Source organism: Paenibacillus vini, from assembly GCF_018403325.1.
In the GTDB taxonomy this organism is placed as follows: domain Bacteria; phylum Bacillota; class Bacilli; order Paenibacillales; family Paenibacillaceae; genus Fontibacillus; species Fontibacillus vini.
Genome location: NZ_BOSL01000001.1, coordinates 130451 through 143952 on the forward strand (window position 1 = coordinate 130451; position 13502 = coordinate 143952).

Here is a 13502-nt window from a genome sequence, read left to right on the forward strand (position 1 = left end):
AGAGAGACAAAACAGAGGAGGCGAAAGGTCGGCCACGTGAGTGGTCCGTTCGCCCTTTTGTGGTCTTATTAAAATCTATACTTCAACGGTTGTATCATACTTTAGCAACTTTTGTTTACTATATATTTTTTCGAAAAGAATTCCTGTTAAATAATAAAATACGAGGCCAAAACAAATATGAATAAATGTAAATTTAAGACCAAATGATGTGAATTCATACACTAAAACTGGTAATTTCACTGTTGACCAAGCCCCTAAGAAAAATACTATATAGCGGACGCTAGCCCCCTTTTTCAATAACAGAACTGCAATTGGAAAAGCTATATAAAGGGGACCTGCTGCTACTGTTGCTAATATTAAGGTGAATATGACACCATATATACCTGATTTTTCGCCCATATATCGAATAAGTGTTTCTTTCTTTACCCATTGATCCAATAACCCGACTAATATGAAGATAGGAGGAAGAAGAAGCAACATGTCTAAGATACTTTCACCAGTTAGCTGAACTGTTTTTATAGCGATAGCTTGATTCATAAATGCAATAAAAAGTAATCCTAATAATAAAATGAAAAAAAGACGATATCTTTTTAGCTTTATCATGTCAACACCACCCAAATTATCAATGCAAATAGAAGAGACATTAATATGGAAGAAATATTTCGAGCATAAGCAAAGCTTTTTCCAAAAGTTTTTTGCTCCATAGCTAACGTCACAAGTCCTACAGACATCATAGTCGACATTAATACGGCTACTTGTGGAAGGGCGGCTCCATTTTGAACTAAAGTATGCCCGAGAGGAAAGACTATAAAGCTTGGAACTAAAGCAATTGAGCCAATAATTGTAGAATAGATGATACCTAGAAAACCAGAATTTTCACCAATAATTGAAGAAATGAATGACGGTGTCAATAAAGATAATGCCAGCCCGATAAATAACATGATTGCTAATAAATCTGGTATAACATTGAGAAACATTTTCCATGATTTTATTAATGCCGTTTTTGTTTTGTGTTTGTCTTTTATGAAGGAAATTCCCAAATATATAATGGCTATACTATAGAGAACGATGCCACTAATCATTGTTTTGAACCTTCCACTTCGTATATTTCTCTTGAAAAAATGCTAAATTTCTCATTTTTTCTTCAATATCTACTTGAAAATCCTCCAGTCTGTCCTTTCCAACTGTAGTGATTTTATACATCCTTATCGGTTTGTCTTGAGTAGTTGTATTCAAATAGGATTCAACAGCGCCTTCTTCCTCTAATTTTTTTAGTGTCCGATATAATATGGCACTATCAATAGGGTTGACGGGAAGCTCTTCCTCACATTTCTGTAGAAGTTTCCCCCCATAGTTATCTCCCTCTGTTAAAAACAGCAAAAGAAATGCACCTGTATGTCTCCCTGTATGTTTCATAAAAAATACCCCCCCCTAAATTTAACGAAAGTGATTTGTGGAAACTGTCATTAACAGTTTAGTGTCAATAACACTATACTGTCGATAACAGTATAGTGTCAATATTTTATATTGCAGCTGGATATAGAGGATCATGAAGATGGGGAATAGGAACTATTAATTGCTCATTTGATGGCAGATAGAAGGAGTTGGTAAAAAAAGCAAATGAAGATCTATTCGTTTGTGCTAAGTGCCAACAAGTGTTTTAGGTTATCATCAATAAATTGATTATCGGCACGATTGATGCCGCGACCTGCAAAGTGACCCCAGATCGACGGGATGGGCTTAAGGATAGCATTAGGTATTAGGTTAGCTTCGTATTGATTATCATCCGCTGTGCAGAAGAGATCCGTGCTCCCGGGCATGATGCAGGCAAGAGCGCTGATGCTTTTAAGCGCCTCATGGAAATCACCGTTATAGGAGGGGTTAGCGCTAATATCTGCATGTTGGCCTGTCCATAACATGGCCAGGACATTGTGCGGATCCATCTTCATAAAGCTAGCTTCCCACACGCCAGTAACAAAATCCTCCAAGGAGTCAAATCCCATCTCACGATAAAGCTCCTCTCGGTAAAACGCATGCGACAATCCCCATCCCGCATATACGCGGCCAACGGCCCGCATGTTTTCAGAAGTCAGCTGGTCTAGCCTGCTTAGATCGAAGCCAACTGCAGACATCAGCGAAGCTTTCAAACTGTCCAGAACCACGAATGTATGAGGCCAAGGCTTGGCTATTCCCGCGAAAGGTGCAATGCGTTCCACCATTTCCGGATAGCTTGCTCCCCATTGATATGCCTGAATACCTCCCATAGACCATCCAACGACCAGAGCAATTTTTTGGATGCCGAATTTTTCGGTCACCAGCTGATGCTGGAATCTTACGTTGTCATAAATGGTAACCTGCGGAAAATGGGCCCGGTCGAATGGCGGTGGTGTATTGCTGGGAGACGAAGATAATCCGTTACCCAACAGATTGGGAACAATGATGAAATACTTTTCAGGATCCAGTGCCATCCCGCTGCCAATCAACCATTCATTTTGAAAGTGCTGATCGCCAAAAGCAGTTGGATAGACGATGACATTGTCTTTTTTATCATTTAAACTTCCATACGTCTTATAAGCAAGAAAAGCGCCGGGCAACGTCACTCCTGATTGTAAGGCTACGTCCCCCAGATCAAAAATTTCATAATCCATCGCAGGATCACTCCCTTCCAAATGAAACCACACGTTCATCGGATGATTTCTTGTACTTAGTATAGATCCGTGGTACTTTCAATAAAAGTGAATGAAATTAAAGATAGCATTCAATAATATTGAATTAAAAGGGAGGGAGTAAGATGGAGTTGCGCCAACTGAATACATTTCGCACGGTTGCAGCAACATTAAATTTCACTCGGGCTGCGGAAGTGCTGAATTACGTCCCTTCCAACGTCACGATGCAAATTAAAGCATTGGAGGCTGAGCTCGGTGTTCGTCTCTTTGATCGCCTGGGAAAGCAGCTCGTTCTTACAACCGCGGGTAAGCGCTATTTAACTCATATCCAAGGCGTTCTTGATAAATTGGACGAAGCTCGCAGCGACGTTCATAACAATGAAAATCTAAGCGGCACCCTAACGATAAGTGCCAATGAGGTGATTTGCGCCTATCGGCTTCCGGCTGTCTTTCAGCGGTTTCGTTTGCAGCATCCGGGCGTTCGTCTGATCTTCCGCTCCGTTCCCAATCAAGAACTCAAGCAAACACTCTTTGAGGGAACTTCGGATATCGTTTATATGTTGGATGAATCCATTCGCTCAAACGGTCTGACCGTGGAACCGTTGTTGGAAGAAACTTTCCGCTTGTTCGCTCCTCCAGACCACCCGCTCGCAAAACGAACTGTGCTGCAGTTGGAAGATTTTCACGGAGAAGTGTTCCTGACGAATGAAAAGGGGTGTCCCTATCGGACCATGTTTGACCGGTCATTTGAAAAAGAGGGCATTGACAGCATTACGTATTTAGAATTTCAAAGTGCCGAAGCCATTAAACAATGCGCAATTTCGGGGATCGGTATTGCCTTTCTTCCTGATATTGTAACAGCAACCGAAGTTGAACGAGGAGAACTTGTTGCCCTTCCTTGGCAGATTCCGGACCTACACGTGTATACACAGATGTTGTGGCATAAAGACAAGTGGCTTTCACCAATCATGTTATCTTTCATAGAAGCAGCTAGGGATGTGCTAAAGCAATAGCCTTATCCCTTCTGCTCCCGCTGTTACGAAAAAGGGGGAAGGATCGATCTTTTACCCGGTTTAACTCTTGCTCCTTATGGGATACTACTCTATGGTACGCACAAACCCGAAGGGAGCTTCTATATAATGAAAAGGCTGATATTCAGCAGTATATTTTGCATACTCCTCTTGCTTCACACACTTTCTATGGAGGCTTCAGCAGGAATTTTGACATCAAGACCAGCGGACCCCTCGTTGCTAAGTTCACTTCGTCAGGGGGGTTACATTCTTTACGTTAGGCACGGAGAAGCAATCGTAGGAGAGGACTCTCCGAGCCTTGATTTCAAAGATTGTTCTACCCAAAAAAACCTTTCAGAGACGGGGAAAAGGCAAGCTGAAAAGTTCGGTGAGGCGCTACGCAGTTTGCAAATTCCCGTACAAACCCCGGTTCTAGCGAGCCCGTTTTGCCGAACAAAGCAAACTGCAGCATTGGCTTTTGGTGAGGACAAGGTGGAAACCGATCCGTTCTGGGTGAAAATATATAATTTAAGTGATTCCTTGCCTCCTGCCGAACAACAAGGGATATTAAACGACTTCACTTCCGTATTGGAGGAATTACCTCAACCTAAGACCAACAAAGTTATCATTGCTCACAGTTTCCCTCAAGGTATTGGTCTGGGAGAGATCACCAACCTAGGAACCGTAATTGTGAAACCAAGAGGACGGGGCCATGGTTATGAGGTTGTAGGCCGGTTAACTTTAGATGAATTGACAAGCTTACGTTAAGAAAAGAAAGAACTTGTGAAACCCGAAAATCGGACACTTCAGCGGCATTTCGGCTTAATCACAAGCTTACAACCTTCGTCATGGACATAATTATATAGCACTGCTATAATGGGAATATGAACACATATGACAAAATATTGGCGGCTGCTCTTAAGGTACTCGAGGAGGAGGGCGGAGCCCAATTCTCGACGCGAGCCGTAACTGCGATCGCGCAGGTCACAGCTCCTACACTCTACCACCATTTTGGCAATGCCGATGGACTCCTGAGTGCAGCTATAGTAGAAGCGTTCAAACAGTTATTTGAAAGCAAGATTGCCGCTGTGGAATCGACCATTCCAGAGATGGCTCTTCGCCAAGGATGGGATGACTATGTCCGCTTCGCGGCAGCCCGTCCCCGGATTTATGCGGCGATGATGGGGCGATTGCTCGAGGGTGCCCATATCGAGGCGGCAGATCAATCGTACCAAGCACTAGTGCAAAATATTCAGAGAGTCGCCGACGCAGGCAAACTGGCTGTTTCAGCCCAGACTGCGGCAGATCTGGTCTGGGCTTCCGCCAATACGGCCTCATGGCTGTACGTGACGGCCCAAATTCGCAAAGCACCTCCGCCCAAGCCCGACGTCGTTGATCTCATTCGGGAAAGTGTAATGCAGATTATTTTGATCCCAAGGCCGGACGCCGATTCAAAATGAGGAATTCGATGACAGATCCTGGAAACGCCAGGCAAGCCTTAATTTAGAAGACGCTTAAGAAAGATCGTTTATCCAACCTGGACCTCCAGGAGGGTGGCGATCTTTTTTATGTTTGAAGGCAACGCCCGCCAAAACGATGTTCAGACCGCAGGACAACACGTTAGAAACTATATAGCACCGCTATAGACAGTTCAGTATATCGGTGCTATAATACCGGTATAGCGGTGCTATACAATGATTCATATCTTTTCAAACTTAGGAGGGTTACGATGTCATCCAAAACTCAAGAAATGGTCGTTGTCACTGGTACGTCCAGCGGCATCGGTAGGGCTACCGCGGAACAACTCGCCGCTCAAGGCTTTCACGTATTGGCGGGGGTTCGTCGTCAGGAAGATGCCGACAAAATCAAACGCAATAATATTGAGCCGGTGATCGTCGATATCACCAATATCGACACCCTAAAGGCGTTGACCGAACGGGTGGAACAAGATCCGCTTGGTCGTCCTTTGCGGGCGGTGGTCAACAATGCCGGTATCGCCGTTAATGCACCTCTCGAAATGGTTCCTCTTGATGAATTGCGCCGCCAGATCGAAGTCAGCGTGATCGGACAGGTGGCAGTGATTCAGGCGCTCACTCCTGCCTTGCTGAACAGCGGCGGACGCGTAGTCAATATCGGATCCGTTGGCGGTAAAATCTCGATGCCCGGTTTCGGGATTTATTCAGCTGCAAAGTATGCGATGGAAGCGATCAATGACAGTCTCCGCAGAGAGATGTCCTCGTTTGGACTCAAGGTCATCATGATTACTCCGGGTGGTGTCAGCACCAGCCTGTCGGAGAAAGGGATTACGACTGCGGATCGGCTGTCCAAGTTGATGACGCCCGATCAGCACAGACGCCATGATCGTCTTTTTGGCGCCGTGAAAGCTCAGGCTGAATCGTGGGCAACGGACGGTATCCCTCCTGAGAAAGTGGCGGAGGTGGTCTCACGGGCCATCCACGCAAATAAGCCGCGCACCCGCTATACGGCCGGCCGCGATTCGGCACTGCTGACCCGACTGGTCCGTATTCTCCCGGATAAACTTCTCGATCGGATGCTCCGCAGCCAGATGAATCTGCAATAACGAGCATTTTTGAATAAAGACACTTGGCATGCACGATTATGAATTCGATCAAACGGTATCCCATTTGATAATAAAGTCTTTAAGTAAATGAATTAGGAGGAATCAGCATGAACGATACAAAGGACCGTTACGTTACCGTACTCTGGGAGGCGAGAGCTAAGACAGGAAGAGAAGCCGAGATGAAGGCATTCATGACGGCTGCCGTTACCCCGTCTCGCAACGACCTTGGTAACATTGACTACGAGGCTCACGAGGTAGAAGGTCAGCCTGGCACATTCATCATCTACGAGCGCTGGGAGAATCGGGAAGCTCTCGATCGGCACCTGAACGCCCCACGGATGCACAAACTGGTGCCCCGGCTCTTAGAACTGATGGAAGGATCCATTGAGGAAGGGATTCGTATTCTGCAACCGTTCCGCCCAGCACAGTAAAATGTAACGTTGGGTGGTCCGAGTTCAGGGGGAGGCAAGACCGTGGCAACGATTGATGATTTTGCAGCACTGGATATTCGTGTCGGAACGATTAAGGAAGCGGAGTTTTTTGAAGAGGCAAAGATTCCGGCGATCAAGCTTAAGATTGATTTTGGACCGGGGATCGGGTTGAAATCCTCAAGTGCACAAATCACTAAGCGTTACAAGGTGGAGGAAATGGTAGGAAAGCAAGTGATAGGAATCGTCAATTTCCCTCCTCGGCGCATTGCGGGATTCAACTCGGAGGTATTAATTTTGGGAGGAGTCCCGGCAAAAGGAGATGTGGTTCTATTAAAGCCGGATATTAACATACCTAATGGTACTCCTATTGCGTAAAAATAATTAGGCTATAATCCAGCTTGTATAGTGAAAGAAACGTGAACGAAAGAGTGGCCTTCCAGAGTAGTGATGGTCGTCTGTCCGGGCGAATATGCACTGAAGACGGAATAAGCAGTACTTTTAAGAAGTCCACCCAGTCCGATCACTAATCGTGTCCTCCAAACAATAAAGAGCAGCACGGGAGCGTCAATCCCACGTGTTGCTCTCTTTTCTGAACCTGACGTTGCTTCGACATTCAGTTCAGGATCAGCTTGATTTCATTTGCCTTCTGGTCGAGTTTATGTGCAGCTTCCTCGATGCCCTGGAATTCTCCCACGGCTTGCTGAAGCCGTCGATGGCTTTCAGCGGCAACGAGGCGGTTGCTTTTGGTGCTTCTTCCGATTTCCCGGACGCGTACCTCAATTCCTTCCACGTATCCATTTGCTTCTTTGGTCGCTTGTTCGACTTGAGCTGCAAGCTTGCGAACTTCGTCTGCAACGATCGCGAACCCGCGCCCGTGTTCCTTCGCGTGGGCAGCCTCGATCGCCGCGTTAAGGGCAAGAAGGTTTGTCTGTGAGGCAACGTCTTTAATCGTCCGTACGATCCCGCGAATGGAAGCGGACTGGCGTTCCAGTTGGAGCAGAACGGCCATATTCTCCTCAGCACCGGTTACAACATTGTCGACGGCTTCCTCGATTTCTTTGCTGCGCGCCATGCCTTCTTCGGAACGAGTTAGCAGTTGCCGGGACAATTCCAATAGATCCCCCGTCAACCGGTTAGCCATCTGTTCCCGTTCGTCGATGTTCGTCGCAATTTTCAAGATGCTTGCCGGTTTCCCTTGTTCATTGAAAACCGGTGTATAGGTTGCCTCGAGCCAAACATGACGGCCATCTTTTCGTACCCTTTGAATTTTGTCCTGAAATGCCTTACCCTGACGTAAGCCTTCCCATAGCTCCAGGTATTGCGGGCTGTTTCTATATTCAGGCGTACAGAATAAGGAATGGTGCATTCCTTGCATATCGGATGTTTGATAACCCATAGTCCGCGCAAAAATATCGTTGGCATATTGCACGCGGCCCTCCAGATCGAATTCAATCATGGCGAAGGAGCTTTTGATAGCTGCCATCATAGCATAGAGCTTGTTTACCTCGTTCGTTTCTGCCAAAGCGGTTGTATGTTCACGATTCATCATATTGAACTCCTCATGTATGTATAGATTTTATGGATATAATTATACAAAGTCTATACAAGTTTAGCAAGTTCATAGGTTGAAATGAGACTAACCGAATAATTTTTGCCTAATATCTCCTCTTTTTGTATCAATTATGTATAATTAAATAGAGGAGGGAATGTAGAAATGTATAGTATGAAAAAGGCTTCCGAGCTGTTGGGCATCCCGGCGGTGACGATTCGTGCCTGGGAGAACCGTTACGGAGTCATTACTCCAAGTCGGAGCGTTGGAGGACACCGCCAGTTAAGTGATAAAGATTTATCCCGGCTTCGCTTTCTCAAAAATCAAATCGAACAGAATGGATTAAAAATCAGCGAAGCGGTCAATCTACTCCAGCAAAGCGAGTCTATCCCTCCAAAGCAGGCTGCTGAACAAGAAGAGGGCAGCCGTTCATTCGACGGTTTAGTCGACAAGCTATATATGGATTTAACTCAATTTAATACCACACAAGCAGACCATACGATAGATCTGGCCTTTGCACTATATGATTTCGAGGAGACGTTTCGCCATATTTTCGTTCCTGTTTTATATCGGATCGGAACCGATTGGGAGGAAGGAAAGATCAGTGTATCGCAGGAGCACTTCGCCTCAGAAACGATTACCAGGAGATTATCCGCATTGTTTCGGGTGTTCCCCGTTAATCCCGCTCTGCCTGTGGTAGCAGCTTTTTGTCCGGAAGGAGAACGCCACCATCTCGGACTCATGTCGTTTAGCCTCTTTTTGCGTAAGCGCGGGATCAATGTATTGTATTTGGGGCCGGATACTCCACTGAGGGATTTGGACAAATTAATTGAGAGTCAGCACGTATCGTTCATCGCGGCTTCCGTTACCAATGTACGTTATGCGGGCAAGCTTATCGAGTGGATCAAAGCGACCACCATAAATTACCCCCATTTGCGGTTTCTGCTTGGAGGGGCGGCCTTCGACCGGGTGGAAGAGCGTCTTGTTCAAGCTAATGTGCGCTATCTTTCTGCAGATCAATGGGACGATTGGTACAATACATAAATGAGTTTTTGTCGATGAATGGCTTGGCGGCGTCGGTATTCAAAATCAAAGACAATGGACTAAACCAAGGTTAGGTAAAAAAGACCCCAGTTCGGGGTCTTTATACGTTATCGGTAAAAGTGATACGGGGAGCCGTATTCTTTGCAGATAGTTTGTCAATCGTCTCCAACAGCCAATCCCGGTCACAGCGGAATAAAGCTATGCGGTGCTCAATGGTGAGATTTACGCCAATGGCATGCTCGACATGTTTAGGAATATTTTCGTAGGTGAACAGGAGTTTCTCAACCGCTTCTAATTTTTTCTTTAGATATCCAATCACTTCCTCGGTTGGCAACTGGTCGATAAAGCATAATCCGATATCCCCCCGTGGGAGATAATCGTCCACATGAACGAGAGATTGTCGCAATAATTTATAGAACTTCTCTTCCCCCGTTGGAGTAATGGAATATACCTGCCTGGATGGGCGGTTCCCCTCTTGCTCGGTTGTGGCCTCAACTAAGCCCTTCTCATGCAGCTTTTTCAATAAGGAATAGGCGGTGGCCTTTTTCATATCGGATACTCGCCCCAAGTTACGCTCGATAAAATCGTTGATTTGATATCCGTGCTGGCTATTCGATTTCAATAATCCAAGAATTAAAAGTATACGCTCGTCCAAAGAGATCACCTTCACATTAATTAATCATTTGCAATTAGTCACGTTTGACTATCTAAAATAATATTGCTAAAATGTAATCACGAATAAATAGTCACGAATGACTATATTCTTTTATTATACACAGGAACCCAAGGGTTCTCAATATTCATATCCTGAATGGGGTGGGAGTTATGAAGCGTGAATTAAAAGCGAGTTTGATCATTTTCGCCATTGGTGTGTTTATGGCAGCGCTGGATAACGGGATTATTACTGCGGCTTTAACGACATTAACCAAAGCTTTTAACGTATCTCCGACATGGGGTGCATGGTCGATCACGGTGTATACATTAGGTTTGGCCATCAGTGTTCCGATTATCGGGAAACTGTCCGATCGATACGGGCGTAAAAAGCTGTTTATTCTGGAAGTCATCTTATTTGGTTTAGGGTCGTTGCTAGTGGCCCTCAGTCCCACCTTTACCTGGTTTTTAGTGTCCAGATTCTTTCAATCCATGGGCGGAGGCGGTATTTTCATAATTGCTAGCTCCTTTGTCCTCAATACGTTTCCCAAAGAGAAGCAAGGTCAGGCGCTCGGTATGCTGGGCGGAATGAACGGGATTGCAGCCATACTTGGCCCAAACATCGGCGCGTTTATTATCGATATGACGGGAAGCTGGCATTGGCTGTTCCTCATTAACGTACCTGTGGCTATTTTACTGTTACTATTCGGGGTCAAATATATTCAGGAAGTACAAACCCTTACCAAATCGCGTATGGACTGGGTCGGCGTATCGGTGCTCAGCTTAGCGATGTTATCCATGATGTACGGTTTAACGATGCTGGATGGCGTAAACTTTGTGGACAGTTTGACTTCACCTGCTTTCCTCGGATTTTTCGGCGCTGGGGTTGTACTGCTGATCATTCTGTATTTTGTGGAAAAAAGGGTGGAAAAAACTTCGATCGACCCGATTTTGCCGACGTTTTTGTTTAAAGATAATTCCTTCCGTTGGACGCTTGTCTTTGCGATGTTCTCGGGTGCCATTATTGCGTCAATTATCTTTGTTCCGGGATTTGTGGAGCAGTATCTCGGCGTGAGCACGGCGGAATCGGGCTATTGGTTTACGCCGCTCGCACTCGCTTCCGGACTTGGGGCGGCTTTCGGTGGACGATTGGTGGATAAGAAAGGTGCTGTCTTTACGTTGCTCGCTGCGAGTGCTATTGCTACAATCGGATTCCTGCTATTCCCGCTATGGGTAACGACGAAATGGGAAATGGTGATTGCCAGTCTCTTTGTCGGCGTAGGTTTCGGTTCGATGATGGGAGCGCCGGTCAATGTGTTAGCAACGGAGAAAGCAGGGGAGAACAAGGGGGTTGCCCTCTCGACGGCTTCGCTTGCTCGCCAGATCGGCATGACACTGGTTCCAACATTGCTTGCTGGATTTATCGCCCGTGCGTTTATGAATATGGGAAATGTCATTCAGAGTAATCTGAAGGAAGCAAATATCCCTTCAACCGGTTCGGATATGATGATGCAAATGCCGGCTCAAATGGATTACAACTCGCTGCAAGCCGGGTTCGATCAGATCCCGGATCCAACGATAAAACAGATTATGCTAGATTCGCTTCATCAGGTCGTAGGGAATGGCTATAGCGGATTATTTATGACCTCGGCGATGATTTGTGCCCTATGTATTGTGCTGGCTGCGATTATTGGGTTGGTACGTAAAAAGGAAAAGAAGGTTGGTTTGAAGGCGGAAATACCTGCAAACCAGTAATTTATATTATGAAGAAGCAAGTGGTGATCATTCACCGCCTGCTTCTCTTTCTTTTTCGCGCAATGACCCGAGGCTTTCTTCTAGGGCGTGCCGGCCGGCGCCGTCTTCTCCCCAGCAAGGGGCTTGGCTTGAGCTTTCGGCTTCGAGAAGAGCTTCTCTGTTCCGTGAAAGGTAGCGTTGGCGTTGGGGGCTGGATCGGTACGTCCAGGGAGCGGCGTCTTCAGCGGGCAGGGGAGCGATAGTTTCGCCTTTGCGATGTGGGAGCTGGGACTTCCGCATAGGGATGTTCTCTCGCAGCCAACCGTGCCATTGCAATACCTTAGTTTACGCCCGGAGACAGGCCGAAGTCGTCGGCATTGATGATCAGGTGTTTCATGATAGGATCGCTCCGTTCTCTAATCTGTTGTTTTCCATATTGAAATGCAGCGGCTCGGCGGATGGATTGAAGCAGATGTCTGTTAAATCGAAGAGCATGCCCATGCGGTTTCAATCCTCACGAGTCTCCCGGAAAGGACAAATTATTTTAAAGGCAGTAAAAGGAAACCAGAGTCTGTCATCGAATCCAGTTACATATGGACTGGAAAAAAACGTTGTTCAAGTATAGTATGCGGATAACAGGCAACCGGTGGGATGCCGAGGACTTGACTCAAGATGCACTCTTGAAGGTCACAGAGGCGGTCCGCAAAAATCCGGAGAGACCGGTTACAAAGGCTTATTTATACCGTATTGCAAAACATGCGTGGATTGACGGGCAAAGAGCACAAAAAATTAGAACGGTGCCCTATGACAGAACGATGGAAGCGGCTGCTCCCGATTTTATGTTATCCAGCAGAGAATTGTTGGAGCAGCTGGCGGAGCGCCTTTCTCCCCGTATGGGTGTTATTGTGCTGCTAATGGATGTGTTTTACTTTACGGCAAAGGAGACTGCCTCGATCCTTCGGTCGAGTGAGGCGGCAGTGCAAGTTGCTATAGGAAGAGCTCGGCGACGTCTCAGAAAATTAGCTGCAGATTCAAATATCACGAAGCCTCTTGTTCATTCAAAAGGCGAGGCCATTGCTGATTTTGATGCGTTGGTGGATGCTTTTCAGAGAGGCGATCCGGAGGGGATGTATCGGGCCTACATCGGGTTGGCGCATGAAGGCGTACGGCTAGACCAGCTTAAGATGCAAAACGGCAAATTGTATTTTACGTTCAGAGATGTTGATGGCAACCTTTTTCACGTCATTTCTAAATAATTGTTGAGGACCTGTTTGGTTTATACAAGATTTATCGTTCATTAATAAGGTAGGGATGATAATAAAGCGAAGGGATGATCAGAATGTCAGTAATTCAAGGAAATGCTCTGAAGGCGGTGTGTTCAAACTATGTGCCCGTGAAAGATCCGTTGAAGTCGGCGGCGTGGTGGCAGCGAAATTTTGGTTTGGAGTTCGCGGTTCCATACAATGAGGCAGAAGCTCAAGTCATTTTAAAGCTTTCTGACGGACAATGGCTGCATTTGGTGGAAACTGAAGGAACGATCGATAATCAGTTCCCGAACAAAGCAGGGTATGAAATGTTTAGGTTGACCTTTGAGGTGCGGCAAATTGAAGTATTGTATGATCATCTTAAAACAAATGGAGTGACCGTCGAAGATCTGGAGGATCGTGACAGCTGCGGCATCAACTTTGTGTTTTCTGATCCCGACGGCAACAAATTTGATGTAAACGAATGTATCGATGTTCATCGCTCACCTGAAGAAGCAAACCGGGTCAGAGCTCACTTGTTCGATATTGTGAGTTGAAGTTGTGCAGCCCAATAACATGCGGTTGAAATATA

General features: G+C 46.0%; 17 protein-coding genes. 10 read left to right on the forward strand and 7 right to left on the reverse strand.

Annotated elements, in window-relative coordinates; genetic code table 11:
- Window positions 1-75: 75 nt before the first annotated feature.
- From KJS57_RS00600 to KJS57_RS00615, 4 genes are all read right to left on the reverse strand, one after another.
- On the reverse strand, window positions 76-603 hold the full coding sequence (locus tag KJS57_RS00600) for a permease (protein ID WP_213653363.1): 528 nt from the start codon (window positions 601-603) through the stop codon (window positions 76-78).
- Window positions 600-1082, reverse strand: coding sequence for a hypothetical protein (locus tag KJS57_RS00605; RefSeq protein WP_213653364.1), 483 nt, complete (start codon window positions 1080-1082; stop codon window positions 600-602). Before KJS57_RS00605 ends, KJS57_RS00600 begins: the two co-directional genes overlap by 4 nt.
- Window positions 1075-1416, reverse strand: a complete 342-nt coding sequence (locus KJS57_RS00610; RefSeq protein ID WP_213653365.1) for a PadR family transcriptional regulator — start codon at window positions 1414-1416, stop codon at window positions 1075-1077. The genes KJS57_RS00605 and KJS57_RS00610 overlap by 8 nt, the downstream gene beginning before the upstream one ends.
- Before the next feature lie 212 nt (window positions 1417-1628).
- Window positions 1629-2648 (reverse strand): alpha/beta fold hydrolase, encoded by a 1020-nt coding sequence (locus KJS57_RS00615; protein WP_213653366.1) that lies wholly within the window; start codon window positions 2646-2648, stop codon window positions 1629-1631.
- Window positions 2649-2791: 143 nt separating this feature from the next.
- Between KJS57_RS00615 and KJS57_RS00620 the strand changes: the two genes are divergently transcribed.
- The 6 genes from KJS57_RS00620 (at window position 2792) to csaA (ending at window position 7063) form a co-directional block, all read left to right on the forward strand.
- Window positions 2792-3679 (forward strand): LysR family transcriptional regulator, encoded by an 888-nt coding sequence (locus KJS57_RS00620; protein ID WP_213653367.1) that lies wholly within the window; start codon window positions 2792-2794, stop codon window positions 3677-3679.
- Between the two features lie 126 nt (window positions 3680-3805).
- Window positions 3806-4444, forward strand: a complete 639-nt coding sequence (locus KJS57_RS00625) for a histidine phosphatase family protein (RefSeq protein WP_213653368.1) — start codon at window positions 3806-3808, stop codon at window positions 4442-4444.
- 116 nt (window positions 4445-4560) lie between these two features.
- A complete protein-coding gene (locus KJS57_RS00630) occupies window positions 4561-5136 on the forward strand; it encodes a TetR/AcrR family transcriptional regulator (RefSeq protein ID WP_211024500.1) in 576 nt (191 codons plus the stop codon).
- Between the two features lie 269 nt (window positions 5137-5405).
- Window positions 5406-6257 carry an SDR family NAD(P)-dependent oxidoreductase gene (locus KJS57_RS00635; RefSeq protein ID WP_211024502.1) on the forward strand — a complete coding sequence of 284 codons (852 nt, stop codon included), beginning with the start codon at window positions 5406-5408 and terminating at the stop codon, window positions 6255-6257.
- Between the two features lie 107 nt (window positions 6258-6364).
- Window positions 6365-6688, forward strand: a complete 324-nt coding sequence (locus KJS57_RS00640; protein ID WP_211024504.1) for a putative quinol monooxygenase — start codon at window positions 6365-6367, stop codon at window positions 6686-6688.
- Between the two features lie 42 nt (window positions 6689-6730).
- The gene (gene csaA / locus KJS57_RS00645; protein ID WP_211024507.1) at window positions 6731-7063 is read left to right on the forward strand and encodes a chaperone CsaA; all 333 of its coding nucleotides are present in this window, start codon (window positions 6731-6733) and stop codon (window positions 7061-7063) included.
- Between the two features lie 238 nt (window positions 7064-7301).
- Here the strand turns inward: csaA and KJS57_RS00650 are convergent, their stop codons facing one another.
- A complete protein-coding gene (locus tag KJS57_RS00650) occupies window positions 7302-8234 on the reverse strand; it encodes a methyl-accepting chemotaxis protein (RefSeq protein WP_211024509.1) in 933 nt (310 codons plus the stop codon).
- A gap of 168 nt (window positions 8235-8402) precedes the next feature.
- On the opposite strand from KJS57_RS00650, the gene KJS57_RS00655 reads away from it, so the two are divergent.
- The gene (locus KJS57_RS00655; protein ID WP_213653369.1) at window positions 8403-9281 is read left to right on the forward strand and encodes a MerR family transcriptional regulator; all 879 of its coding nucleotides are present in this window, start codon (window positions 8403-8405) and stop codon (window positions 9279-9281) included.
- Window positions 9282-9381: 100 nt separating this feature from the next.
- Here the strand turns inward: KJS57_RS00655 and KJS57_RS00660 are convergent, their stop codons facing one another.
- Entirely contained in the window at window positions 9382-9936 is a 555-nt protein-coding gene (locus tag KJS57_RS00660; RefSeq protein WP_211024513.1) for a helix-turn-helix transcriptional regulator, read from the reverse strand.
- Between the two features lie 170 nt (window positions 9937-10106).
- Here KJS57_RS00660 and KJS57_RS00665 point away from each other — a divergent pair, with 170 nt between their 5' ends.
- Entirely contained in the window at window positions 10107-11687 is a 1581-nt protein-coding gene (locus KJS57_RS00665) for an MFS transporter (protein WP_213653370.1), read from the forward strand.
- A 319-nt stretch (window positions 11688-12006) separates the two neighbouring features.
- Here the strand turns inward: KJS57_RS00665 and KJS57_RS00670 are convergent, their stop codons facing one another.
- Window positions 12007-12177, reverse strand: coding sequence for a hypothetical protein (locus KJS57_RS00670; protein WP_211024518.1), 171 nt, complete (start codon window positions 12175-12177; stop codon window positions 12007-12009).
- Window positions 12178-12259: 82 nt separating this feature from the next.
- Here KJS57_RS00670 and KJS57_RS00675 point away from each other — a divergent pair, with 82 nt between their 5' ends.
- Both KJS57_RS00675 and KJS57_RS00680 read left to right on the forward strand, forming a co-directional pair.
- Window positions 12260-12922, forward strand: a complete 663-nt coding sequence (locus tag KJS57_RS00675; RefSeq protein ID WP_213653371.1) for an RNA polymerase sigma factor — start codon at window positions 12260-12262, stop codon at window positions 12920-12922.
- Between the two features lie 83 nt (window positions 12923-13005).
- The gene (locus tag KJS57_RS00680; RefSeq protein WP_213653372.1) at window positions 13006-13467 is read left to right on the forward strand and encodes a VOC family protein; all 462 of its coding nucleotides are present in this window, start codon (window positions 13006-13008) and stop codon (window positions 13465-13467) included.
- Window positions 13468-13502 lie beyond the last annotated feature (35 nt).